The following is a 23,246-nucleotide window of genomic DNA, read 5'->3' as shown; positions in this document are numbered from 1 at the left end:
TTGCAAATTAATTGTGCCTGCATTTGATTTAAGGGTATTCCCTTGTTCTGGAAGGCAGGCCGTCCATGAAAAAGGCCCTGCGAGACGATGCCTCGCAGGGCCGGTCGATGGATGCTGGCAGCTTCAGAGCAGGCCGGGCACCCAGCGGTTGAAGAGCAGGCCCGCCACCAGAAGCCATGCGAACAGCAAGGCGGCCAGCAGCAGGGGCTTCGTGCCTGCGGCACGCACGGCGCGGACATGGGTGGTCAGGCCCAGTGCCGCCATGGCCACGGCCAGCAGCGCGTTGTCCAGCTGCACGCCCACCTGCACCACGGCAGCGGGCAGCACGCCCAGCGAGTTCACGCCGGCCATGGCGACGAAGCCCAGCGCGAACCAGGGAATGGTGATGCGGCGCGGCTGGCCGTCGCTCATCTGGCTGCTGCGGTTGCCGCGCGCCACCGCCATGGACAGCAGCAGCAGGAAGGGGGCGAGCATCATCACGCGCACCATCTTGGAGATCACCGCCACGTCGGCGGCTTCGGGCGCAATGGCTTCGCCGGCGGCCACGACCTGGGCCACCTCGTGCACGGTGGAGCCCACGTACAGCCCGTACTGCGCGGGCGACATGTCCAGCCAGCCGTGGGCAGCGTTCCAGTGGAACAGCGCGGGATAGAGGAAGGTGCCCACGGTGCCGAAGACCACCACGGTGGCCACGGCCACGGCCACGTCTTCGGCGCGGCCCTTGATCACGGGTTCGGTGGCCAGTACGGCAGCGGCGCCGCAGATGGAGCTGCCCGCGCCGATCAGCACCGTGGTGCGCGCATCCAGCCCGAAGACGCGGCGGCCCAGCCACTGCGCCAGCAAGAAGGTGCTACCCAGCACCAGGGCATCGACCACCACGCCGGCCATGCCCACATGGCCTATGTCCTGGAAGGTCAGCCGCAGGCCGTAGAGCACGATGCCCGCGCGCAGCAGGCGCTGCTTGGCCAGGCCCACGCCGGCATGGCAGCTGGGCGCCAGGCGCGGATAGACGGTGTTGCCGATGACCAGGCCGATGCAGATGGCCAGCGTCAGTGCACTCAGGCCCGAGCCGGCCAGCAGGGGCTGGCGTGCGCCCCAGGTGGCGGCTGCGGCAATGGCGCCTGCCAGCAGCAGGCCGGGCGCAAGCTCGGTCAAATGGCGAAGCCAGCCAGGGAGGGAGGAGCGTGGGAGGGAAGTGGTGTTCATGGTGCCTGCGCGCCGCGTCAGGAGCGCGGTGCATGGGAGGCACTTTAGATTTCTTGGCTATATTCGTATAACGAATAGTTTTTGTAGCATCAACCGGGGAAACAGGTTGATGCCTCGTCCAGACTGCACGCCATGCTGCACCTCACCCTGCGACAGCTCGAAATCTTCTGCGCCGTTGCCCAGGCCGGCTCCACCGTGGCGGCGGCCGATGCCGTGGCCCTGTCGCAGTCGGCCACCAGCGCCGCGCTGCAGCAGCTGGAGCAGGCCATGGGCGCCCAGCTGTTCGAGCGCGTGGGCCGGCGGCTGGCGCTCAACGACGCGGGGCGTGCCCTGCTGCCCGAGGCGCTGGCGCTGCTGGAGCAGGCCAGGGGCATAGAGCAGGCGTTTTCGGTGCGGGCCGCCAGCCTGCCCGTGCGTCTGCGCGTGGCGGCCAGCACCACCATAGGCACCTATGCGCTGCCGGCCGTGCTCGCGCACCTGGCGCGCAGCCATCCGCACCTGAGCGTGGACCTGCAGATCGCCAACACGCGCGAGGTGGGCCAGGCCGTGGAATCGCTGGACGTGGACCTGGGCCTGATCGAGGGCACCAGCCACTGGCCCGGGCTGGAGGTCGAGCCCTGGATGCGTGACGAACTCGTCATCGTGGCTGCAGCACAGGACCCGCTGGTGCAGGCCGCGGGCCAGCGCCCGCTGGGCGTGGCCGCCTTGCGTGGTGCGCGCTGGCTGCTGCGCGAGCCGGGCTCGGGCACGCGCGAGATGGTGGAGCATGCCTTGCTGCCGCATCTGCACCAGCTGCCGGCCGCCGCCACGCTGGGCAGTTCGGAGGCGATTGCGCGCTGCGTGGCGCAGGGCCTGGGCGTCAGCTGCCTGTCGCGCGTGCTGGTGCAGGCCCTGGTCGCCTCGGGAGAGCTGGTCGTGCTGCCGACCACGCTGCCGCGCATGTGGCGGGATTTCTCGCTGGTGCAGCGGGCGGGCAAGCGCCGCTCGCCGGCGCTGGCGGCCTTTGTGCAGGCCTGCCGCCAACAGGCCCAGGACTGAGGCGGGTTACTTGCCCATCGGAATCGGCGTGCTGCGCGGCACGGGCACGGCGGTGACGCTGTTTTGCGGCGAGCCTTCGATCACGCGGTCCGAGTAGGTCATGTAGACCAGGGTGTTGCGCTGCGCATCGACCATGCGCACCACGCGCAGGCGCTTGAACAGCAGCGAGATGCGTTCGGTGAACACCTCGTCCTGCTGCTTGAGCGGCGCAGGGATCTGGATGGGTCCGGTCTGCACGCAGCTGATCGAGGCTTCGGCGCGGTCCTCGGCCAGGCCCAGGCCGCCCTTGATGCCGCCGGTCTTGGCGCGCGAGACATAGCAGGTCACGCCCGCCACCTTGGGATCGTCATAGGCATCGACCACGATCTTGTGGTCCGGGCCTATGAACTTGAACACCGTGTCCACCGCGCCCACCTGCTCGGCGCGCGCACCGCAGGCGCCCAGCAGCAGCGTGGCCAGAGCGGCCGTGAGCAAGGCCCGGCTGTTCATGTCAGGCCTCACCCGTCACATGGCGGCGCAGGTGTTCGAGGGCTTCCTCGACCTGATCCACCAGCACCAGGCACAGGTCGCCGGGCGTCAGCCGCGCCAGCGCATGGTCGATGGCGTTGAACTCACCCTGGATCTGGGTCACGTAGCCGGTGCGCGGTGCGCCTTGCAGGCCTTGCTGCAGCAGGGCCAGGACTTCCCCGTCGGCGCGGCCGCGCTGGCAGGCGTCCTGGTAGAGGATGACGTCGTCGAAGGCGCGGCCCAGGATCTGTGTCTGCTCGGTGATGTCCTGGTCGCGGCGGTCGCCCGCGCCGCTGATGACCACGCTGCGGCGCTGGGCCGGCATGGCATCCACGGCCTGCACCAGGGCGCGGATGGCGTCGGGGTTGTGGCCGTAGTCGGCGATCAGCGTGGCGCCACGGTAGTCCATGACGTTGAAGCGTCCGGGGGCGTTGTCGCTGTCGTTGACGAAGCCGGCCAGCCCGCGGCGGATGGTCTGCCACGGCAGGCCCACGCCCCAGGCGGCGGCGATGGCGGCCATGACGTTCTCCACCTGGAAGGTGATGGTGCCGTTGCGCGTGATGGGGATCTCGCGCAGGGCGATGGTCTCGCGCCACGAGCTTTCGGCCGCGACGATGCTGTCGCCGTCCACGTAGACCACGCGGTTGCCCTGGGCACGGTGCGTGGCCATCACGGGGTGGTGGCGATCGGCCGCGAAATAGATGACCTTGCCCGGCGAGGTGGAGGCCATGGCCGCCACCAGCGGGTCGGCGGCGTTGAGCACGGCATAGCCGTCGGCGGCCACGTTCTGCACGATGACGCGCTTGAGCACGGCCACGTCTTCCACCGTGGTGATGTAGTTCAGGCCCAGGTGGTCGCCTGCGCCCACGTTGGTGACCACGGCCACCTGGCAGCGGTCGAAGCCCAGCCCTTCGCGCAGGATGCCGCCGCGCGCGCATTCGAGCACGGCTGCATCGGTCTCGGGGTGGGCCAGGGCGTTGCGCGCGCTGCGCGGGCCCGAGCAGTCGCCGCTGTCGATCTGGCGGCCGTTGACGTAGACACCGTCCGTGTTCGTCATGGCCGTGCGCCAGCCATGCGAGGTGAACAGGTGGGCGATCAGGCGCGTGGTCGTTGTCTTGCCATTGGTGCCGGTGACGGCCACCAGCGGGATGCGGCCGTCCTGGCCGGGTGCGAACAGCTCATCGACCATGGGCACGCCCACGTTGCGGGGCTTGCCGAAGGACGGCGCCAGGTGCATGCGCAGGCCCGGTGCGGCGTTGACTTCGACGATGCCGCCGTTTTGCTCCTCCAGCGGGCGCAGCATGGTCTCGCAGACCACGTCCACGCCGCAGATGTGCAGGCCGATGGTCTGGGCGGCCTCGACGGCGCGCGCGGCGATGTCGGGGTGCACGTCGTCCGTGACATCGGTGGCGCTGCCGCCCGTGGACAGGTTGGCGTTGTTGCGCAGCACCACGCGCTGGCCCTGGGCCGGCACGGATTCGGGCGTGAGCCCTTCTGTGGCGATGCGCGCGATGGCGATGTCGTCCAGGCGGATCTTGGTCAGCGCCGTGCCGTGGCCCGAGCCGCGGCGCGGGTCCTGGTTGACCAGCTCGACCAGTTCGCGGATGGTGTGCTGGCCGTCGCCCAGCACCTGGGGCGGCTCGCGGCGCGCAGCGGCCACCAGCTGGCCGCCGACCACCAGCAGGCGGAAGTCGTGGCCCGGCAGGAAGCGTTCGACCATGATGTCGTCGCCGAATTCCGAGGCGGTGGCAAAGGCGGCCTTGAGCTGCTCGTGCGTGGTGATGTTGACCACCACGCCCTTGCCCTGGTTGCCGTCCTGGGGCTTGACCACCACGGGCAGGCCCACTTCCTGGGCCACGAGCCAGGCTTCTTCCACGTCCTTGACGGGGCGGCCCAGCGGCACGGGCACGCCGGCGGCGTGCAGCAGGCGCTTGGTCAGGTCCTTGTCCTGGGCGATGGATTCGGCCACGGCGCTGGTCTGGTCCAGCTCGGCGGCCTGGATGCGGCGGGCCTTGGAGCCCCAGCCCAGCTGTACCAGCGAGCCCGAGGTCAGGCGGCGGATGGGAATGCCGCGCGCCACGGCCGCATCGACGATGGAGCCTGTGGAGGGGCCGATGCGCTCGTCCTCGTCGAGTTCACGCAGCTCGGCCACCACCTTGTCGGCGTCGAAGGGCGTGTCGGCCAGTGCCGACTGCAGCAGCGCACCGGCCTGTTCCATGGCCAGGCGGCCCACGGATTCCTCGGTGTACTCCACCACCACCTGGTAGGTGCCGGCTTCCACGGTCTCGTGCGTGCGGCTGAAGGTCACGGGGCAGCCGGCCTGGGCCTGCAGCGACAGGGCCGCCACTTCCAGCACATGGGCCAGCGACAGGCGCTGGTCGGCACCGTGCGGCTGCAGCGTGCCGATCTTGGGAAAGCGTGCGCGCAGCCGGTCCTCGAACCCTGCCAGGGCCGAGTAGTCACAGTCGCCGGGCTCGCATTGCACGATGGCTTCGATGGCGGTGCTGCGGGTCCAGAGATTGGGGCCGCGCAGGGCTCGGATGCGGGTGATCTGCATAGTGTCTTCTTTCGGAGGGCAGGCCCGCGTCGCCGGGCCTGCCTGCATGTCATCGTGTGGTCGGGCTCAGGCGGCGGTGGCTGCGGCGGCCGGCGTGTAGTCGAAGGTCTTGATGCCGGCGACGATGAGGTCGGGGGCAATGTCCATGGACCACGCCGCGGCAATGGCAGCGAGCAGGGCCGGCGTGTCCGGGCGCAGGCCGCCGGGCAGGCTCAGCGCGTCCAGCGTTCCCAGCACGCGCTCGGCGGCGCCCGTGGCCAGGATCACCTGGTTGCCGCGCACGAAGACGGCACGGCCTTCGCTCTCGCAACGGTGGGCCGCTACCACGGGGCTGTCTGCCTGCATCGAATAGAACAGCACCTCGCCGTCGCACAGGCGGGCCAGGTCGGCCACCTGTTCGATGTCGGCATTGAGCACGCCCGCGCCTTCGTCCAGCACCACGTCGATCTGGGTGCGCATCACGCGCGTCATCTGTGACTGCTCGTGCACGTCATGGTCGGGCAACTGCTCGAAGCCGTCCATGTCGGTGACCACGCCGACCAGGCAGCGGTCGTAGGCCAGGCCTTCCTCCAGGATGGAACGGGCCGTGGTCTGGATGACGGCGGCCTGGGCCAGGCGGTTGGTCAGCAGCCGGTGGGCGCCGGCCCAGTTGGCGGTATTGGTCTTCTGCGTTTGGCGGTTGGACAGGAACATGCCCTCGCTGCTGGCCACGCCCGTGAGCTTGCCCGACAGCTGCAGCAGCCAGCCCACCAGGCGGGCCGTGAAACCGTTGTTGCGCGTGCCGGCAATGCCGACCAGGGGGATGCGGCCGGCGCCCGTGCCCTCTTCGGTGCGCGGGAACAGGTGGTCGGCGATGGCCATGCCCACGGGGCGCGGCGCGCCGCTGGTGGGCTTCAGGTGCATCAGCAGGCCGGGGCCGGCGTTGACTTCGAGGATGGCGCCGCCCTGCTCCTTCATGGGGCGCGAGACGTCCTGCAGGATCATGTCCATGCCCGCGATGTCCAGGCCCACGATCTTGGCGGCCAGCGTGGCCATGTAGGCCACTTCGGGATGGACTTCGTCGGTGCAGTCGATGGCCATGTTGCCGTTGCGCTGCAGCAGCACGCTGGTGCCCTGGGCAGGAATGGTGTCGGGCGTGACGTTCTGGCGCTTGAGTTCCAGCTTCACGGCCGGGGCTTCGAGGTTGATCCAGTCCAGCGGGTATTCCTGCTCGGGGCCGCGGCGCGGGTCCTGGTTGACCACGGCGACCAGTTCGCGAACCGTGGACTTGCCATTGCCGGCCACGCTCACGGTCTCGCCACGGCAGGCGGCAACCACCTTGCCGCCCACCACCAGGATGCGGTGCTCGGTGCCGTCGATGAAGCGTTCGACGATGACGTCCGAGCCTTCGGGCTGGGCCAGCGCGAAGGCGGCCTTGATGTCGGCCTCGTCGCGCAGGTCCAGCGTCACGCCGCGTGCGTGGTTGCCGTCCGAGGGCTTGACGGTGACGGGAAAGCCGATGTCCTGCGCCACTTCCCAGGCTTCCTCGGGGCTGTGGACGATCTGGCCTTCGGGCACGGGCACGCCGCAGGCGGCCAGCAGGCGCTTGGTGAAGTCCTTGTCCTGGGCAATGCCCTCGGCGATGGCGCTGGTCTGGTCGCTCTCGGCGGTCCAGATGCGGCGCTGCGCGGCGCCATAGCCCAGTTGCACGAGGTTGCCGTCATTGAGGCGGATGTGGGGGATGCGGCGCTCGCCGGCCGCATCGACGATGCAGCCCGTGCTCGGGCCCAGGTAGCGGTCGTTGATCTCGGTCTTGATGGCCTTGATGGCGGCCTTCAGGTCGAAGGGCTCGTCATTGATGGCGGCCATGATCAGCCTGTGGCCATGGGCCAGGGCCGTGCGCGCCACGGTTTCCTCGGGGCAGCGGAAGACCATGCGGTACACGCCGCGCTGCGAGATCTCGCGGGTCTGGCCGAACTCGGCAGGCATGCCCGCCAGGTTCAGCAGCTCGATGATGATGTGCTCCAGCACGTGGCCGCACCATGTGCCGCCTTCCAGGCGCTGGATGAAGCCGCCGCGCTCGCCCACGCCGCAGTGGTGCTCGACCAGGTCGGGCAGCCAGGCCGTCAGGCGCTCGTTGAAACCGGGAAGCTTGTTCGAGGGATAGTCCTCCAGCTCGCCCAGATCCAGCCAGACCTCCAGCACGGGACGGTAGGTCCAGACGCTGGGTCCACGCAGGTAGGTGGTGCGCAAGAGTTGGATGTCTTTGAATTTCGCCATGTCGGTCAACGGGTAAGCGTGAACGACGACCCGGATTCGGATCGCCGGAGAATGGGAGAGGATTGTGCGCCCAGAAAACCCATGCGCAGTTTTGTCAGCCTAAACCAGGGTTGGCGCGTTGAGCAGGGTATGCCGTGCAACGCGCGGGATATCCACCGGGGAGCTGCGGTTGCCCGCATGACACCAGGAGCCGCCAGGGGCGGGAAAAACAACTCAACATGCAAGAACACCATTCTGTGGACGTTTCGGCCTTCCTTGCCAGCCCCCGCGGGGCTGAGCTGCGAGCCAGGCTCGCTTCCAATGAAAACGTGCTGGCCCTCGCCACGGTTGACCTGACCCTGGATATGCGCTTCGGCGAAGGCTGGGTTGTCCTGACCAACCAGCGCCTCATCGCCTGTGATCCTGAGGATCAGCGATGGAGTGAGTGGATACTCTCGGTCGATCAGAATTTGCGTACGCTGGACCACGGCGGCGTGGGCAACCTCGAATTGCATGGTCCTGCGGCTCGGCTGGCGCTGTGGCGCTTCACCCTGCGCCACCAGGCGGGCGTATTGCGCCTGCTGCAACAGTTCGATCACCAGCGTGAGCGCATGGCGCGTGGCGAGGACTTCGACGGGCCCGAGGACGATGTGCCCCGCTGCCCGGCCTGCCAGACCGAGCTGCCGCCCGAGGCCGACGAATGCCCGGCCTGCGCGCGCCAGCAGGGTCCGCAGACCTCCACCTGGGTGCTGCTGCGCCTGTGGCGCTTTGCCCATCCCTACCGGCATCAGCTGCTGCTGGGCTTTTTGCTGACCCTGGCCTCCACAGGCGCCACCCTGGTGGCGCCCTATCTGACCATTCCCATCGTGGACAAGATCCTGATCCCGTTCCAGAACGGGCAGCAGATCGACAGCAGCCTGATGGTCTTCTACCTGAGCGGCCTGCTGGCTGCGGCCCTGGTGGCCTGGGGCCTGGGCTGGGCGCGCACCTTCGTGCTGGCCAAGGTCTCCGAGCGCATTGGCTCGGACCTGCGCACGACCACCTACAACCACCTGCTGACGCTGTCGCTGGACTACTACGGCAGCAAACGCACGGGCGACCTGATGGCGCGCATCGGGGCGGAAACAGATCGCATCAATTTGTTTCTATCCTTGAACGCGCTGGATTTCGCCACCGATGTGCTGATGATCGTGATGACCTCGGTCATCCTGTTCTCCATCAATCCGTGGCTGGCCCTGGTCACCCTGGTGCCGCTGCCCTTCATCGCCTGGATGATCCACCTGGTGCGTGACCGCCTGCGCACGGGCTTCGAGAAGATCGACCGCGTCTGGTCCGAGGTGACCAATGTGCTGGCCGACACCATTCCCGGCATCCGTGTGGTCAAGGCCTTCGCCCAGGAAAAGCGCGAGGCCGACCGCTTCGCCCAGGCCAATCTGGTCAACCTGCAGGCCAACGACAAGGTCAACAAGACCTGGTCGCTGTTCACGCCCACGGTGACGCTGCTGACCGAGATCGGCCTGCTGGTGGTCTGGGGCTTCGGCATCTGGCTGGTGGCGGGCGGCCAGATCACGGTCGGTATTCTGACGGCCTTCATCGCCTACATCGGCCGCTTCTACAGCCGCCTGGATTCGATGAGCCGCATCGTCTCGGTCACACAGAAGGCGGCAGCCGGCGCCAAGCGCATCTTCGACATCCTGGACCACGTGAGCAACGTGCCCGACCCGGTCAACCCGGTCAAGCTGCCGCGCGTGCAGGGTGCCATCACGCTGGACAACCTGACCTTCCGCTACGGCAGCCGCGCCGTCATCAAGAACCTGGATCTGCAGATTCGCCCGGGTGAAATGATCGGCCTGGTCGGCCACAGCGGCTCGGGCAAGAGCACCCTGGTCAACCTGATCAGCCGCTTCTACGACGTGAGCGAAGGCTCCATCCAGCTCGACGGCGTGGATATCCGCCGGCTCAAGGTGTCGGACTTCCGCAGCAACATCGGCCTGGTGCTGCAGGAGCCCTTCCTGTTCTTCGGCACCATTGCCGAGAACATCGCCTACGGCAAGCCCGACGCCACGCGCGAGGAAATCGTGGCGGCCGCGCGTGCGGCCCATGCCCATGAATTCATCCTGCGCCTGCCGCATGGCTATGACTCCCTGGTCGGCGAACGCGGCCAGGGCCTGTCCGGCGGCGAGCGCCAGCGCATCTCCATTGCGCGCGCACTGCTGATCGACCCGCGCATCCTGATCCTGGACGAGGCCACTTCTGCCGTGGACACCGAGACCGAGAAGGAAATCCAGAAGGCGCTGGACAATCTGGTGCAGGGCCGCACGACGATTGCCATCGCCCACCGTCTGTCCACGCTGCGCAAGGCAGACCGCCTCGTGGTCATGGACCGGGGCGAGATCGTGGAAGTGGGGCCGCACGACGAACTGATGGAAAAGCAGGGCGCCTACTGGCGCCTGTACCAGGCCCAGGCGCGGCGCGCCGAAGAGGATGCCCAGGCCGCAGGCCTGACCCTGGTCGCAACCACCATCGAGGAATAAGCCATGTCCACTGCCCAACATTGCGCCGCCGGCGCCGATCTGAGCCGCGTACGCGTGGAGCGCAACGCCCATGGCCGCCTGGTGCTGATCCTGGCCGACGGCACGCGCCATGAATCCGTGGTGCCCGTGCGCGCCTTTCCGATTGCCGCGCCGCTGCAAGGCCTGTCCCTGGTCTGTGCCGATGGCAAGGAGGCGCTGTGGGTGGACCACATGGACCACCTGCCCGCGCAGGCCCGCACGCTGATCGAGCAGGATCTGGCCGTGCGCGAGTTCGTGCCCGTCATCCAGCGCATCCGCAAGGTGTCCAGCTATTCCACGCCCAGCACCTGGGACCTGGAGACCGACCGCGGTCCCGCGCAGCTCGTGCTCAAGGCCGAGGAGGATATCCGCCGCCTGTCGGGCCGCACGCACCTGATGATCACCAGCCAGGACGGCGTGCAGTTCAGCGTGCCCGACAGCACGGCGCTGGACCGTGCCTCGCGCAAGATGCTGGAGCGTTTCCTCTAGCGCCTGGTCAGGGTGGTTTAAGGGTTTACCCTTGGTTTGAGGCAGGCCTGGGCGTCTTTCAAAAAAAGCGCTTCAGTTCTTTCAGGTTCTGTCGATGATGAGGCGACGGCGGGAAATTCCCGCCCACAGCACACATCCAGCAAGAGGGTCGAGCCATGCCAATTCCACCTGTTGACCGATCGCCCATACCGTGGCGCCCGCAAAGCGCCGATCTGTACTCCACCGGCGCGTCGGGCGCGGTGCCCGTGCGTCCCGTGAACGCTGCCAATCCTGTCGAATCCACGGACCGCATCGGAGAAGGCCGTGTGATTCGCGATCCTGAAAAACCGTCCGTGGTGGACCAGGAAAACCGCGACTGGACGCTGGCCGAGGAGATCAAGCAGAAGGAAGAGGTCGAGGAGCCGCCCAAGGAGCCGATTTCCAAGCAGCTCATCGAGTTCATCCAGTCCATGTGGCGCGCCAGCGCCATGGCCGTGGAGCAGGCCCAGGAGGTCAGCAAGGCCGATGACGTGGCCCGCAACAAGCTGCAGGTGCGCGAGGAGCCGTTGACCTATTCGGAACCCAAGGTCAAGCGTACCGGCGGACTTTGAGTGTCAGTGGCTGAATGCGCAGGCTCAGTCCTTTGAGCCTTCGCCTTCCTTCGTGTCCCTGGCAGCGGACACGGCTGCGGCATGCTCGGCGGCCTTTGCCTCTTCGGCCTGCGCCTTGGCCTTCGCCTTGTCGCGCTCGGCGCGGTACTTGACGGCAAAAGCCTGCACCTCCGCATAGGAGACGTAGCCGTCCTTGTCAGTGTCGGCCTCGTCGAAGGCCGCCGCCAGGCGCGGGAACAGCGCCACTTCGGTGCGGCTGAGCTTGCCGTCCTTGTTGAAGTCCAGCATCTTGAATTCGCGCTGGGCCTTGATTTCCCCCTTGGTCAATGGCGCCGGGCTGGCCGAGGCCTGTCCGGTGGACGCCTTGTCGGCCGTCTCGGTCGCCTGCGCGCGCGCGGCGGGCAGCATGAAGGCGCTGGTCAGCAGGACGGCAGCGGCGGCCTGCAGCACAGGCGGCCGGCGCAGCAGGGCGGAGCGGTTCATGAGGGGAAAATGCATGGCACCTATTTGGGCATGGAACCGGTGTCTGCAAGCCAGGGCTGTGCGCCCTTTGCAATTGTTTACTTCAGCGGATCGGCGTCCGGATTGGAGACGCCGCTGTTCACATGGCCTGCGGGCACATGGCGGGCCGCCGAGCTGACATGGCCCGATTGGTCGTCGAAGAAGAAATCCGGCTCGAACTCGCGCAGGAAGGGGCCTTTTTCCAGGCCGCCGAGGAACATGGCCTCGTCCACGGTGATTCCCCAATCGAGCAATGTGCGGATGGCGCGCTCGTGCGCCGGCGCACTGCGCGCCGTCACCAGGGCCGTGCGAATGCGCATGGTCTGGGACGAGTCCGCCTGCTGCTGAAGCCGGTGAAGGGCTTGCAGCAGGGGTTTGAACGGCCCTTCTCCCAGGGGCGTGGCGGCATGGGATACCTCATGGCGCAGAAAGGCCGGCAGCCCGCCTTGCTGGTAGATGCGCTCGGCCTCGTCGGAGAACAGCACGGCATCGCCGTCGAAGGCAATGCGCACTTCCTGCGGGTAGCGGTCGCCTGCGGGCGTGGAGTCGACCATCACGCGCGCCGCGGGAAAGCCGATGGACAGGGCCTTGCGCACATCGACCTCGTTGGCCGAGAGGAACAGGTGGGCGCCCAGCGGCCGCAGGTAGGAAAACGGATCGCGCCCGCGCGTGAACACGCCGCGCTCTATGTGCATGTCGGCCGCCTTGGCCGAGGCGAACACGCGCATGCCGCTGGCCGGGTCGTTGCGCGAGAGCATCATCACCTCCACGCGCTGCACTTCAGGCGTATTGAAGGCCAGCAGCTTGCGCACCAGCGGGAAGGCGATGCCCGGGCGTGCCGGCTGGTGCACCAGGTACAGCTGGCGGCGCATGTAGGCCTGCTCGTCGCCCGCATCGAACAGCCGGTTCTCTTCCTCGAAGTCGAACAGTGCGCGCGATGAGATGGCAACGACCAGCTTGTCTTGCAGGGTCACGGGCATGGCTTGGCGCTTGTCGCTATTTGACGAATTGGTTGAGCTGGATGATGGGCATGAGCACGGCCAGCACGATCAGGGCCACGACCATGCCCATGGCCACGATCAGCAGCGGCTCCAGGATGGTGGCCAGGTGCATGGCGCGGCGCTGCACCTCGGTGGACAGCTGGTTGGCCGCGCGCTGCAGCATCACGGGCAGCTGGCCGGTCTGCTCGCCCAGGCGGGCAAACATGGAGATCAGGCCCGGGAAGCGCTTTTTCTGCGCCAGGGCCGAGGCCAGCGGCGCGCCCTCGCGCACCAGGGCCAGCGCGTCCATGGCATCGGCGCGCAGCGCGCGGTTGCCCAGCGTTTCGGCGGCGGCCTGCAAGGCCTTGAGAATGGGCACGCCTGCGCCCGCCAGCATGGCCAGCGTGCCGGCAAAGCGTGCCGCGTTGTAGTTGCGCGCCAGCCGGCCGATCAGCGGCAGGCGCAGCCACCAAGCGTCGAAGCGCTCGCGCAGCACGGGGTTCTTCATGGACAGCCGGAATCCCACGGCGCCCAGCACCAGGGCGATCAGCGCGGCCCAGCCATAGCTGCGCACAAAGTCGCTGAGCGCCAGCATGGCCACGGTGAGCCAGGGCAGGGCGCGCTTGGTGCCCGCGAACACGCTGGCCACCTGGGGCACCACGTAGCTGACCAGGAACAGCACGATGACGATGGCCACCAGGGTCACGATGGCCGGGTACAGGGCTGCGCCAATGAGCTTGGACTGCAGGGCCTGGCGCGATTCCAGGTCGTCGGCCAGCCGCTCCAGCACCGGGCCCAGGCTGCCGCTGGCCTCGCCGGCGCCGATCACGGCGCAGTAGATGTCGGAGAATTCGCGCGGGTGCTGGGCCAGTGCGCGGGCAAAGGTGGAGCCTGCGTTGACCTCGGCGCGCAGCGCGGCCACCAGGTGGTGCTGGCGCGGGTCGTCGGCTTCTTCGGACAGCGCGGCCAGTGCGCGCTCTATGGGCAGGCCTGATCCGACCAGCCCCGCCATCTGGCGCGTCCACACGGTGAGCCCTGTGGAGCCAAGGACGGGGCGGGTCAGCCAGCGCGAGGGGCCACCCTGCGGGCCGGACGCCGACCCCGAGGCCACGATCTCCACGGCCATGGGCACCAGGGCCTGGGCGCGCAGCTGGCTGCGCGCAGCGCGCGCGTTGTCGGCTTCGATCGTGCCCTTGCGGGTCTGACCTTGGGCATCCAGGGCTTCGAAGGAAAAGGCAGGCATGCGCGGCGGGAGTCGGGAGGGGCTGGGGAAGGATGGCGTTCAGGAAACGCCAGGCGGCGATCCAACCCCCGATGGTAGCCGCTGCCGGTGACGGCTGGATGGCGAGGCCGTCTCGGGCCTCGTCCCCAGGTCCCGGAGGTGCCTATGCCGGCTGGGCGGCCAGGTCCGCTTCGTTGAGCTGGATGGAGCGCAGCGAGGCCGGGCGTTCCATCAGCGGCTGGCCGTAGTCGCTGAACTCGGGCAGCGCGGGCAGCAGCTTCATCATCGTCCCCCAGCGCAGGTAGCTGGCCATGAGCACGTCGGCCGCGGTGAACTGGTCGCCGCACAGGTAGCGCCTGCCGGCCACGGCCTGGCGCAGCGTCTGCACCACGTCGTCATAGCGGCCATAGCCGGCGGACATGGCCTGGTCGGCCGTCTGCTGCTCCAGGTGGCCCTGGCTCTTGGCTGTCATCAACGCGTCGACAGGGCCGGCCAGGAAGAACATCCAGCGGTGGTAGACGCCGCGCAGCGGGCTGTCCACGGCCGGCGCGAGCCTTCGTTCGGGGAAGATGTCGGCCAGATAGGCAAGGATGGCGGCCTGTTCGGTGATCACGGTCTCGCCATGCACCAGGGCGGGGACCTTGCCCATGGGGTTGATGGCCAGGTAGTCGGCAGCCTTCATGGTGCTGCCGAATTCCAGCCGCACGGGCTCATAGCGGGCGCCGCATTCCTCCAGCATCCAGCGCGCGATGACGGCGCGCGAGCGGGGGTGGAAGTAAAAGCGCAGAGGCTTGATCGAGTCGTTCATGAAGGCTCCCAGTGGTTTGAATGCATGGCGAGAAGGCCATGGGAGCGACTGTAGGAGGCCATGCTGACAGTTTTTGTCAGCAGTGGTGTCAGCGGACCGTGTAGCCCAGTTGCCGCGACCAGCGTTCGATCAGGCCGCTGCGGTGGTCGGGATAGCGTTCCTGCAGATCGGTGACGGAGCGCACGCGGTCGGCGCGGAAATGGCGGAAGTCCTGGCGCAGTTCGCACCAGGCCGCAAGAATGCGCCGCTGATCGAAGAAAGCCATGGCAAAAGGCCAGATCCGGCGCTCGGTCGGCTGGCCCTTCTCATCCGTGTAGTGCAGCAGCACCCGGTGCTGGCGCCGTATCGCCAGGCGCAGCGCGGTCTGCCAGGGCTCGGTCACGGATTCGTGGCAGATGGGCGGCACCAGCAGGCCGCTGGTGTCCACCTCGATGCGCAGCTCCAGCGGCAGCGCGCTGCGTATGCGGTCCAGCGCGGCGGTGGCGGCCTGGGCGAGCTCGGGGTCGGCCTGGCGGCTGGCCCAGCGCGCGCCCAGCAGCAGGGCTTCCAGCTCATCGGGCGTGAACATCAGCGGCGGCAGCAGAAAGCCGGGCCGCATCTCGTAGCCCACGCCCGGGTCGCCCGCAATCGCGGCACCCTGTTCGCGCAGGGTGGCGATGTCACGGTAGAGGGTGCGCAGGCTCACGTCCAGCTGCCGGGCCAGCGCCGGCCCGGCCTGGGGCAGGCGCGCGCGGCGCAGCAGGTCGATCAGCTGCAGCAGCCGGGCGGAGCGGCTCATGCCTTCAGCGGCCCATGACGCCGGCCGTGATCTCCAGCGAGCGCAGGCGCAGGTCGCGGTCATACACGTCGCTGACCAGGATCAGCTCGTCGGCCTCGGTGTCGGCCTGCAGCTTCTGCAGGCGCGTGCGCACCTTGTCCGGGCCGCCGATGGAGGCCACGGCCAGGAAGTCGCCGATGGCGCGGCGCTCCTGCTCGCCGAGCTGGGCCGCGTAGTTCTCGATGGGGCGCGGCAGCAGTCCGCGCCGGCCCGTGATGATGCCCAGCACGCGCTGGTAGGTGCTGCTGGCCAGGTACTCGGCCTCGTCATCGGTGGGCGCGGCGATCACGGGTGCGCCGACGATCACGTAGGGCTTGGCCAGTTGGGCCGACGGCTTGAACAGGCTGCGGTACAGCTGTACGGCCTGGTAGAGCATGCGCGGCGCGAAGTGCGAGGCAAAGGCGTAGGGCAGGCCCAGATGGGCTGCGAGCTGGGCCGAGAACAGGCTGGAGCCCAGCAGCCAGATCGGCACGTTGGTGCCCGCGCCGGGCGTGGCCACCAGCTTTTGATCCGGCGTGGCCGGGGCCAGCAGGCGTTGCAGCTCCATCACGTCGCGCGGGAAGTCTTCCTCGGTCTCGACGCGGTCGCGGCGCAGTGCGCGCATGGTGGCGCCATCGGTGCCGGGCGCACGGCCCAGGCCCAGGTCGATGCGGCCCGGGTACAGCTCGGCCAGCGTGCCGAAGGCTTCGGCCACCACCAGCGGGGCATGGTTGGGCAGCATGATGCCGCCCGAGCCCACGCGGATCTTCGAGGTGCCGCCTGCAATGTGGCCGATCAGCACGGCCGTGGCCGAGCTGGCGATGCCGGGCATGTTGTGGTGCTCGGCCAGCCAGTAGCGCTCGAATCCCAGTGCCTCGGCCTTGCGGGCCGTGGCCAGCGCGATGTCCAGGGCCTCGGCGACGGTGCCGCCTTCGCGCACGGCCACGAGGTCGAGCATGGACAGACGGACTTCATTGAATGATGTCATGGCAGGTTCCAACTTCCAGTTCACGGTGGGTGGGGGCGGCGCGGGCCTTGCCGCGCCAGGGCATTCCTGGTGCGCGTCCGCGCACTCAGTTTCTTCTGGACATTTCCCGCGCGCAGGTGATGCCCAGCACCACGCACCAGACCAGGGGGAGGATGGCTGCCGCCAGATGGTTCTCGCCCTGCTGGATGGCCAGCCAGGACAGCGGCAGCGCCACCAGCGCCGACAGGCGGATGACGCGGCGCAGCTGGCTGGTGGACAGGCGGGACTTGAACCACCACAGGGCGATGTAGCTGATCAGGCTCAGCGTGGCGACCCACAGGAACAGGTCGCCGCCATAGGGAGCGCTCCAGGCGCGTAGGGATTCCAACATGCCGACCATTGTGGCAAACAGGGATGCCCCGTGCTGCGCAGGGTCGGGCGTGGTCGCCTGCGCCTAGTCGCGCGTGACGCGCAGCACTTCCTCGGGCGTGGTGATGCCCTCGCGCACCAGGCGCTCGCCATCGTCGCGCATCAGGCGCATGCCCGCGGCCAGCGCGGTGTCGCGGATCTCGGCCTCGCTGGCCTGGCGGTGGATCTGCGCGCGGATGGTGTCGTCCACCACCAGCATCTCGAAGATGCCGGTGCGCCCCCGGTAGCCGCTGGGCTCGGTGGTGTCGATCTTGCGCACCAGGCGCTGGGCCAGCACACCCAGCAGGGAGGACGACAGCAGGAAGGGTTCCACCCCCATGTCGATCAGGCGCGTGACGGCGCTGGAGGCATCGTTGGTGTGCAGCGTGGCCAGCACCAGGTGGCCGGTCAGCGAGGCCTGGATGGCGATCTGCGCGGTCTCGAAGTCGCGGATTTCGCCGATCATGATCACATCCGGGTCCTGGCGCAGGATGGCGCGCAGGGCCTTGGCGAAGGTCAGGTCGATCTTGGCGTTGACCTGGGTCTGCCCCACGCCGGCCAGCTCGTACTCGATGGGGTCCTCCACCGTCATGATGTTGCTGTGGCTGGCGTCCATGCGCGACAGTGCCGCATACAGCGTGGTGGTCTTGCCCGAGCCCGTGGGGCCGGTGACCAGCACGATGCCGTGCGGCTGGGCCGTCAGGTGGGTGAATCGCCTCAGCGTCTCGCCCTGCATGCCCACGGCCTCCAGGCTGAGCTTGCTCTCGCTCTTGTCCAGCAGGCGCAGCACGGCGCGCTCGCCGTGGGCGCTGGGCAGGGTGGAGACGCGCACGTCGATGGCGCGCGTGCCCAGGCGCAGGCTGATGCGGCCGTCCTGGGGCAGGCGCTTTTCGGCGATGTCCAGGTCGGCCATGATCTTCAGTCGCGAGATCAGCGCTGCATGCAGTGCGCGGTTGGGCTGCACGACTTCGCGCAGGTCGCCGTCCACGCGAAAGCGCACGCTGGAATGGCGCTCGTAGGGCTCGATGTGGATGTCGCTGGCACCGTCGCGCGCGGCCTGCGTGAGCAGGGCGTTGAGCATGCGGATGATGGGCGCGTCGTCGGCCGTCTCCAGCAGGTCCTCGACCGCAGGCAGCTCCTGCATCATGCGCGAGAGGTCGGCGTCGGACTCGACCTCGCTGACCACCAGGGCCGCGCTGGACTCGCCCTGCGAATAGGCGGCGCTGATGCGGTGGGCCAGCGTGCCCGCGTCCAGCATCTGCCAGCGCTGCACCGCATGCCTGCGCTGGACTTCGGACAGGGCCTGCCAGTCCGGCGAGGGGCCGTGCCAGAGCAGGGGCTCGTGGCCGTCGTCCTCGATCAGCAGCTGGCTGGTGCGCGCAAACGCATAGGGCAGGGGATAGCGCATGGGGCCTTCCTGCCTCAGAGCGCGCCGGGGGCTGCCGGCACGGCGGGAGCGGCGGGCTGCGGCTGGGTGAAGTCGATCAGCTCGGGCCTGGCGCCCGGCACGTTGACGATGGCGGCCGGGTTGGTGAACGAGCCGGGGTCCGGCTGCGGCGTCAGCGTGGGCAGCACGGGCGCGGCATTGACCGAGCGCAGCAGGGCGCTGGGCTCGGGCTGCAGGCTCTGTTGCTGCGCGCGAATGGCTTCGTAGCGCTCGGAAGAGACCTGGTTGGTCGCAGTCGCATCGCGCATCACCACGGGGCGCAGGAAGACCATCAGGTTGGTCTTGTTGCGCTTGCGGTTGGTGTTGCGGAACAGGTTGCCGACCACGGGGATGTCGCCCAGCAGAGGCACCCGGTCCTCGGCCTGGGAGTAGTTGTCGTCGATCAGGCCGCCGAGCACGACGATGTTGCCGTCCTCGACCAGCACGTTGGACTCGATGGAGCGCTTGTTGGTGGTCAGGCCGTTGGTGTCCTTGCGGGTGGACTCGTCCACCGAGGAGACTTCCTGGAACACGGCCAGCTTCACCGTGCCGTTCTCGTTGATCTGCGGGCGCACGCGCAGCATCAGACCCACGTCCTTGCGCTCCACCGTGGTGAAGGGGTTGACCGTGCCGCCCGTGGAGTTGCTGGCGTACGAGCCCGTGACCATGGGCACGTTCTGGCCTACGATGATGCGCGCCTCCTCGTTGTCCAGCGTCATCAGGTTGGGCGTGGACAGGATGTTGGCGTCACCGCTGTTTTGCAGGAAGTTGGCCAGAAAGCCCAGCGTGTCCTTGCCGTTGACGCGCTGCGTGAAGCCGAGGTTGGTGCCCCTCAGGCTGGTCAGCGTGTCGCCCGTGATGGCGCTGCCGTCGAGGCCTCCATCCTTGACCAGGCCGAGCAGGTTCAGGATGTTGGCGCCCGCCACATTGGAGTTCGTGCCCAGGGTGCCGATCACGCGGCCGTTGTTGCTGAGCATGGCCTGCCACTGGATGCCGAACTGGGCCAGCCGGTTGTCCTTGATTTCGACGATCAGGCTTTCGATCAGCACCTGGGCGCGGCGGCCGTCGAGCTTGTCGATCACGGCGCGCAGTTGGCGGTAGACGGGCGGCGGTGCCGTGATGATCAGCGAGTTGGTCGAAGGATCGGCCTGGATCATGCCGCCCGTGGAGGGCTGCTGGGCCACGCCCAGCGCGCCGCCCCCGCCGCCGCTGCCCAGGCCCGAGGACGAGCCCATGCCCATGGATGCCGTGCCGCTGGAGTCGCGCGAGACCACGGGCTGCGAGGTGGGGATGGAGGACATGCCGCCGCCCTGCGGCAGGGTGCCGCCCGCACCGGGCTGGCCGCTGGCCGTGCCGGCGGCCGTGGCCTGGGCGCCGATGGCGGCGCGCAAGGTGGCGGCCAGCGCCACGGCGTCGGCGTTCTTGAGATAGACCACGTGGATGTTGCCCTGGTCGCCGCCGCCGTTCATGGCGGGCTGGTCCAGCCGCGCGATCAGCGAGCGCACCTGGGCCAGGCGTGCCGGGTTGGCTGCGCGCAGCACGATGGAGTTGCTGCGCGGCTCGGCCATCAGCGAGGTCTTGAAGGCGTTGTCGCTCTGGCCCGGAATATTGGCGCCGCCTGCGGTCACGGTGAGGCCGCCGGGGCTGGCCGTGCCGCCTTCGATCAGGCGCGAGACCAGGGCCACCATGTCGGTGGCCACGGCATGGCGCAGCGGAATGATTTCGACATCGGTGGCGTTGGACACATCCATGGTCGCCACGATGCGCGAGATGCGCTGCAGGTTGTCTGCGTAGTCGGTGATGACCAGCGAGTTGTTGCCCGGGTTGACGTTGATGGTGTTGTTGGGGCTGATCAGGGGGCGCAGTACGGGCACCAGGTTGGCCGCGTTCTCGTAGTTGAGCTTGAAGATCTGGGTGACGATCTGGCTGCCGGTGCTGCTGCGGCCCGCGCCCACGGCCACTTCGCTGGCCTGCAGCTTGGCGTCGGCTTCGGGGATGACTTTGTACAGGCCGGCCGATTCAACGATGGTGAAGCCCTGCAGGCGCAACGCGGCCAGGAACTGCTGGTAGGCGGTGGCGGGCGGCACGGGCTTGTCGGTCAGCAGCGTGATCTGGCCCTTGACGCGGGGGTCGACCACCACGTTGCGGTTGGTGATGGCGCCGATGGCACGCGAGACGGCCTCGATGTCTGCACCCGAGAAATTCAGCGTCACAGGCTCGCCCGGACGCAGGCTGGGCGTGGCGCCGGCCGGTGCATTGGTCTGCTGGGCCTGGGCGGTGCCAGCGGTGCAGGCCAGCATGGCGCTGACGGCCAGCGTGTGCAGGGTGTTGCGCCAGAACGGGGTCGTGTGCTGCTGAGTCATGGATCAACCAAAGGAAATGATGGACCGGGGCCCCTGGCGCCGTCCCAGAATGTTGAGCAAGTTGGACAGCGCGGTTTCGCGCTCGGGGCTGGCCGAGGCCTCGCCCTGGAAGTGCAGCCGCTGGCCTACCCATTGGCCCTGGCCGCTCAGGCGCAGGTCTCCGTTCAGGGTGCTGAGCTGCAGCTGCGGACTGTCGCCCCCGAGGATGTCCAGCCGGTAGCTGCCCAGCGGGCGCAGAGGGGACAGCCGCGAGGATACGGCCAGCGCCTCCAGCCGCGTGCTGCCGTCGCTGCGCCAGCGCCCCGATTGCCACAGCAATTGCAGTTGCAGGGCCTGCGTGGCCAGCCGCAGCTGGCCTTGCAGGTCCACCGTGTTCCAGGGCGTGCCCAGGCCGGACAGCAGCGAGGCAGGCCAGCGCGTGTCGCTGTCGTGCACCACGGCGCTCAGACCCTGCCAGCGCGGCAGCAGGTCCAGCACCACGGGCGTGGGTGTGCAGCATTCGCTGCGCAGCTGAATGCGGGCGCCGTCCAGGCGCGGGCGCAGCGTCCATTCCAGCCGCGTGGGCAGGGCCGTGCGGTCGCGGCTGCCGGCGCCTCCGGTGAAGGCCAGGGAGGCCGAGCCGTTCCACAGCGTGCCGCGCGGTTGCAGCAGCAGTACCTGGCCCTGTGTGGCGGAATCCACGCCGCGTGCCAGCCAGGCGGCGGGTGCCCAGACGACGGTGGTGGCCACCAGGCCGCACAGGGCGCCTGCCAGCGCCCACCCGCGCGGTGAGCGCAGGACAGGCTGGGAGCGGGGCTGGCGGCGCATGCTCAAGGTGCCCGCGACGGATCGACAGGCAGGTCCAGCACCAGGCTGCCATCCCAGCGCACGGCATCGGCAGCGCCTGCGGCGCTTGCAGAAGCACTGCGGGCCAGCTTCATCTCGGCGGGAACGGCGTGCGTGTTGCTGCGGACCTGGGCCAGCCAGCGCGCCAGCGCGGCGGCGGGCGCGGCCTTGAGCGTGATCTGTGCGCGGTCGCCCATCCAGTTCAATTGGGCGGAGGCGCCCAGTTCGGCGGACAGCGAGCTTTGCAGCAGCGCCTTGGCATCGCCGACCACGGGGCGTGCGTTGCTGCGCAGCTGCTCGGCCTCGGCCTGCAGCAGCTGCATCTGGCGCAACTGGCGGTCTGCCTGGGCATGGCGTTCGGGCGCGGTGCGCAGGCTGTGCAGGGCGGGGGCCAGGGCCAGCCACCACAGCAGGGCCAGTGCCACCACACCACCGGCCAGCAGCGTCATGTTCTGTTCACGCGGCGCCAGGGCATTCCAGCGCGCGCGCAGTGGGGCCAGGCTTTGGCGGGATGCGCGCATGTTCATGGCCGGGCCTCCTGGGCAAGCAGCAGGTCGGCACCGTCGCGCTGCAGTCGCAGGCCGCTGCCGGCCAGATGTTGTTGTGCCTGCTCCAGTGCCTCGGCCTCCAGCGAGACGCCCTTGAGGCGCAGCTGACGGTCCTGGTAGTCCATGGCCTGCGGCAACTGGCCGGCAGGCAGGGCCCGGGATGCGGCGGCCAGCAGGGGTTCCAGGTCGCCCTGCGTCAGCGCGCCGGCGCTCTGGCGCAGCGTGGCGACTTCGCGCTGCATTTGAACGGGCGCATCGACGATGACGGGAACGCGCGGAAAGCTGGTGGCCAGCGTGGAGCGCACCTGGACCTGCTTGGCCGCGATGGCGCGGTTTTCGGTCCAGGCCCAGGCATTGAGGCCCACCACCTGGGCCAGCAGTGCGAGCGCGGTACCCCAGCGCGCGGCCTTCCATTGCGGCGCGCGCAGAAAGCTCTGCCAGCCGTCGAGCATGCGTCGGCGGGTGCGGCTGCCGCCGCCCAGGTCGAGGTCGAACTGCGCCAGGTCCCAGTTTTGTGCGCGGGCCGCCAGGCCGCGCTGGGCGTCCGTCAGCAGGCTGACGGGGCGCTGCAGGGCCTCGGCGGCGCGGGCCAGCGCCGGGTCCGCCTGGATCGGGGTGTCGGGGGGCAGGGCCTGCAGCAGGGCGGCCAGCATGGCGGGGTCGGCACTGTCGGTGCGCAGCGGCAGGCAGGCCAGCGAGTCCATGCCTTGCGGGGCCGTGCTCAGGCCGGTGGCCAGCAGCCAGGCCGATTCAGGTGTGCCCACGGCCCACAGCTGGGGCGTGGACTGGGGCGGGCATTCGGGCACGATGCGGCCCACGGGCCGGCCTGCGGTCTCCAGGGCCTGCAGATGGGCATGGAGCCAGGCCTTGTCGCAGGCGGCAACCCAGCAGGGCTCGCCCGCGCGTGCCTGAGGCTGCAGCGCCAGATGCAGTTGGGAGGGGTCGTCGAGCAGGCGCTCTTCCAGCAGCCCGTCGAGCACGGCACGCAGGCGCACATGTCCACGCCGGCTCCCCGTAGGCACGCCATGGGGGAGGCTGACCAGATGCCAGGACAAGGCCTGGTGCGGCACCACGGCAACCGTCTGGCCGGTGCGGCCAGGATCGGGCAGCAGGCCTGCTGCGGCGTGGCCATGCCGGTCGGCGCGCAGGCCGTCGCTGCTGAGTGCGTAGGCGTATTCGCCAGCGGGGCCCGCAGGCAGATGAAGAATCAAGGTGCTCATGGACG

At 68.8% G+C, this 23,246-nt stretch carries 20 protein-coding genes; 4 read left to right on the top strand and 16 right to left on the bottom strand.

Features of this window, described 5'->3' with window-relative positions; translation table 11 throughout:
- Positions 1 to 123 precede the first annotated feature (123 nt).
- Positions 124 to 1,206, bottom strand: coding sequence for a YeiH family protein (locus PO605_RS17335; RefSeq protein ID WP_026062025.1), 1,083 nt, complete (start codon positions 1,204 to 1,206; stop codon positions 124 to 126).
- A gap of 132 nt (positions 1,207 to 1,338) precedes the next feature.
- Here PO605_RS17335 and PO605_RS17330 point away from each other — a divergent pair, with 132 nt between their 5' ends.
- Entirely contained in the window at positions 1,339 to 2,244 is a 906-nt protein-coding gene (locus PO605_RS17330; RefSeq protein WP_272206670.1) for a LysR family transcriptional regulator, read from the top strand.
- Positions 2,245 to 2,250: 6 nt separating this feature from the next.
- On the opposite strand, the gene PO605_RS17325 is transcribed toward PO605_RS17330, so the two are convergent.
- The 3 genes from PO605_RS17325 to PO605_RS17315 all read right to left on the bottom strand — a co-directional run bounded on the left by PO605_RS17325 (position 2,251) and on the right by PO605_RS17315 (position 7,567).
- The gene (locus tag PO605_RS17325) at positions 2,251 to 2,733 is read right to left on the bottom strand and encodes a CreA family protein (protein WP_197065117.1); all 483 of its coding nucleotides are present in this window, start codon (positions 2,731 to 2,733) and stop codon (positions 2,251 to 2,253) included.
- Position 2,734: 1 nt separating this feature from the next.
- Positions 2,735 to 5,308, bottom strand: a complete 2,574-nt coding sequence (cphA, locus tag PO605_RS17320; RefSeq protein ID WP_047470805.1) for a cyanophycin synthetase — start codon at positions 5,306 to 5,308, stop codon at positions 2,735 to 2,737.
- Between the two features lie 66 nt (positions 5,309 to 5,374).
- The gene (locus tag PO605_RS17315; RefSeq protein ID WP_047470808.1) at positions 5,375 to 7,567 is read right to left on the bottom strand and encodes a cyanophycin synthetase; all 2,193 of its coding nucleotides are present in this window, start codon (positions 7,565 to 7,567) and stop codon (positions 5,375 to 5,377) included.
- Between the two features lie 218 nt (positions 7,568 to 7,785).
- Here PO605_RS17315 and PO605_RS17310 point away from each other — a divergent pair, with 218 nt between their 5' ends.
- From PO605_RS17310 to PO605_RS17300, 3 genes are all read left to right on the top strand, one after another.
- Complete coding sequence (locus tag PO605_RS17310) at positions 7,786 to 10,080, top strand: cyanophycin metabolism-associated ABC transporter (RefSeq protein WP_047470803.1); 2,295 nt, start codon at positions 7,786 to 7,788, stop codon at positions 10,078 to 10,080.
- A gap of 3 nt (positions 10,081 to 10,083) precedes the next feature.
- Positions 10,084 to 10,587 carry a cyanophycin metabolism-associated DUF1854 family protein gene (locus tag PO605_RS17305; protein ID WP_016448746.1) on the top strand — a complete coding sequence of 168 codons (504 nt, stop codon included), beginning with the start codon at positions 10,084 to 10,086 and terminating at the stop codon, positions 10,585 to 10,587.
- A 155-nt stretch (positions 10,588 to 10,742) separates the two neighbouring features.
- Positions 10,743 to 11,177: a hypothetical protein gene (locus PO605_RS17300; RefSeq protein ID WP_016450864.1), complete on the top strand. Its 435-nt coding sequence runs from the start codon at positions 10,743 to 10,745 to the stop codon at positions 11,175 to 11,177.
- Positions 11,178 to 11,201: 24 nt separating this feature from the next.
- Here PO605_RS17300 and PO605_RS17295 read toward each other — a convergent pair whose 3' ends face one another.
- The 12 genes from PO605_RS17295 to gspL all read right to left on the bottom strand — a co-directional run bounded on the left by PO605_RS17295 (position 11,202) and on the right by gspL (position 23,241).
- Complete coding sequence (locus PO605_RS17295) at positions 11,202 to 11,675, bottom strand: EF-hand domain-containing protein (protein ID WP_047470800.1); 474 nt, start codon at positions 11,673 to 11,675, stop codon at positions 11,202 to 11,204.
- A 62-nt stretch (positions 11,676 to 11,737) separates the two neighbouring features.
- A complete protein-coding gene (locus PO605_RS17290; protein WP_016448743.1) occupies positions 11,738 to 12,658 on the bottom strand; it encodes a 5'-nucleotidase in 921 nt (306 codons plus the stop codon).
- A gap of 16 nt (positions 12,659 to 12,674) precedes the next feature.
- Positions 12,675 to 13,901, bottom strand: a complete 1,227-nt coding sequence (gene gspF / locus PO605_RS17285; RefSeq protein WP_272206669.1) for a type II secretion system inner membrane protein GspF — start codon at positions 13,899 to 13,901, stop codon at positions 12,675 to 12,677.
- A gap of 142 nt (positions 13,902 to 14,043) precedes the next feature.
- On the bottom strand, positions 14,044 to 14,688 hold the full coding sequence (locus PO605_RS17280) for a glutathione S-transferase family protein (RefSeq protein WP_016448741.1): 645 nt from the start codon (positions 14,686 to 14,688) through the stop codon (positions 14,044 to 14,046).
- A gap of 88 nt (positions 14,689 to 14,776) precedes the next feature.
- A complete protein-coding gene (locus PO605_RS17275; protein WP_047470798.1) occupies positions 14,777 to 15,466 on the bottom strand; it encodes a helix-turn-helix transcriptional regulator in 690 nt (229 codons plus the stop codon).
- 4 nt (positions 15,467 to 15,470) lie between these two features.
- Positions 15,471 to 16,472, bottom strand: a complete 1,002-nt coding sequence (locus tag PO605_RS17270) for an LLM class flavin-dependent oxidoreductase (RefSeq protein ID WP_016448739.1) — start codon at positions 16,470 to 16,472, stop codon at positions 15,471 to 15,473.
- A gap of 85 nt (positions 16,473 to 16,557) precedes the next feature.
- Complete coding sequence (locus PO605_RS17265) at positions 16,558 to 16,842, bottom strand: hypothetical protein (RefSeq protein ID WP_223275171.1); 285 nt, start codon at positions 16,840 to 16,842, stop codon at positions 16,558 to 16,560.
- 63 nt (positions 16,843 to 16,905) lie between these two features.
- Positions 16,906 to 18,267, bottom strand: coding sequence for a GspE/PulE family protein (locus tag PO605_RS17260; RefSeq protein WP_016448738.1), 1,362 nt, complete (start codon positions 18,265 to 18,267; stop codon positions 16,906 to 16,908).
- 14 nt (positions 18,268 to 18,281) lie between these two features.
- Positions 18,282 to 20,648, bottom strand: a complete 2,367-nt coding sequence (gene gspD, locus PO605_RS17255; RefSeq protein WP_272206668.1) for a type II secretion system secretin GspD — start codon at positions 20,646 to 20,648, stop codon at positions 18,282 to 18,284.
- Between the two features lie 3 nt (positions 20,649 to 20,651).
- Positions 20,652 to 21,455: a type II secretion system protein N gene (gspN, locus tag PO605_RS17250; protein WP_046988431.1), complete on the bottom strand. Its 804-nt coding sequence runs from the start codon at positions 21,453 to 21,455 to the stop codon at positions 20,652 to 20,654.
- 2 nt (positions 21,456 to 21,457) lie between these two features.
- Positions 21,458 to 22,000, bottom strand: coding sequence for a type II secretion system protein GspM (gene gspM / locus PO605_RS17245; RefSeq protein WP_016448735.1), 543 nt, complete (start codon positions 21,998 to 22,000; stop codon positions 21,458 to 21,460).
- Positions 21,997 to 23,241: a type II secretion system protein GspL gene (gspL, locus tag PO605_RS17240; protein ID WP_272206667.1), complete on the bottom strand. Its 1,245-nt coding sequence runs from the start codon at positions 23,239 to 23,241 to the stop codon at positions 21,997 to 21,999. The genes gspM and gspL overlap by 4 nt, the downstream gene beginning before the upstream one ends.
- Positions 23,242 to 23,246: the final 5 nt, after the last annotated feature.

This window comes from Delftia sp. DT-2 (assembly GCF_028401915.1).
Lineage (GTDB): Bacteria > Pseudomonadota > Gammaproteobacteria > Burkholderiales > Burkholderiaceae_C > Comamonas > Comamonas tsuruhatensis.
The sequence above is the reverse complement of the archived record's forward strand: the minus strand, read 5'-3'. Positions and strand labels throughout refer to the sequence as shown.

What these genes read in the sequence shown, in the direction of transcription:
- PO605_RS17335 (WP_026062025.1), bottom strand. Translation starts at nt 1,206, where the DNA reads ATGAACACCACTTCCCTCCCACGCTCCTCCCTCCCTGGCTGGCTTCGC.
- PO605_RS17330 (WP_272206670.1), top strand. Translation starts at nt 1,339, where the DNA reads ATGCTGCACCTCACCCTGCGACAGCTCGAAATCTTCTGCGCCGTTGCC.
- PO605_RS17325 (WP_197065117.1), bottom strand. Translation starts at nt 2,733, where the DNA reads ATGAACAGCCGGGCCTTGCTCACGGCCGCTCTGGCCACGCTGCTGCTG.
- cphA (WP_047470805.1), bottom strand. Translation starts at nt 5,308, where the DNA reads ATGCAGATCACCCGCATCCGAGCCCTGCGCGGCCCCAATCTCTGGACC.
- PO605_RS17315 (WP_047470808.1), bottom strand. Translation starts at nt 7,567, where the DNA reads ATGGCGAAATTCAAAGACATCCAACTCTTGCGCACCACCTACCTGCGT.
- PO605_RS17310 (WP_047470803.1), top strand. Translation starts at nt 7,786, where the DNA reads ATGCAAGAACACCATTCTGTGGACGTTTCGGCCTTCCTTGCCAGCCCC.
- PO605_RS17305 (WP_016448746.1), top strand. Translation starts at nt 10,084, where the DNA reads ATGTCCACTGCCCAACATTGCGCCGCCGGCGCCGATCTGAGCCGCGTA.
- PO605_RS17300 (WP_016450864.1), top strand. Translation starts at nt 10,743, where the DNA reads ATGCCAATTCCACCTGTTGACCGATCGCCCATACCGTGGCGCCCGCAA.
- PO605_RS17295 (WP_047470800.1), bottom strand. Translation starts at nt 11,675, where the DNA reads ATGCATTTTCCCCTCATGAACCGCTCCGCCCTGCTGCGCCGGCCGCCT.
- PO605_RS17290 (WP_016448743.1), bottom strand. Translation starts at nt 12,658, where the DNA reads ATGCCCGTGACCCTGCAAGACAAGCTGGTCGTTGCCATCTCATCGCGC.
- gspF (WP_272206669.1), bottom strand. Translation starts at nt 13,901, where the DNA reads ATGCCTGCCTTTTCCTTCGAAGCCCTGGATGCCCAAGGTCAGACCCGC.
- PO605_RS17280 (WP_016448741.1), bottom strand. Translation starts at nt 14,688, where the DNA reads ATGAACGACTCGATCAAGCCTCTGCGCTTTTACTTCCACCCCCGCTCG.
- PO605_RS17275 (WP_047470798.1), bottom strand. Translation starts at nt 15,466, where the DNA reads ATGAGCCGCTCCGCCCGGCTGCTGCAGCTGATCGACCTGCTGCGCCGC.
- PO605_RS17270 (WP_016448739.1), bottom strand. Translation starts at nt 16,472, where the DNA reads ATGACATCATTCAATGAAGTCCGTCTGTCCATGCTCGACCTCGTGGCC.
- PO605_RS17265 (WP_223275171.1), bottom strand. Translation starts at nt 16,842, where the DNA reads ATGTTGGAATCCCTACGCGCCTGGAGCGCTCCCTATGGCGGCGACCTG.
- PO605_RS17260 (WP_016448738.1), bottom strand. Translation starts at nt 18,267, where the DNA reads ATGCGCTATCCCCTGCCCTATGCGTTTGCGCGCACCAGCCAGCTGCTG.
- gspD (WP_272206668.1), bottom strand. Translation starts at nt 20,648, where the DNA reads ATGACTCAGCAGCACACGACCCCGTTCTGGCGCAACACCCTGCACACG.
- gspN (WP_046988431.1), bottom strand. Translation starts at nt 21,455, where the DNA reads ATGCGCCGCCAGCCCCGCTCCCAGCCTGTCCTGCGCTCACCGCGCGGG.
- gspM (WP_016448735.1), bottom strand. Translation starts at nt 22,000, where the DNA reads ATGAACATGCGCGCATCCCGCCAAAGCCTGGCCCCACTGCGCGCGCGC.
- gspL (WP_272206667.1), bottom strand. Translation starts at nt 23,241, where the DNA reads ATGAGCACCTTGATTCTTCATCTGCCTGCGGGCCCCGCTGGCGAATAC.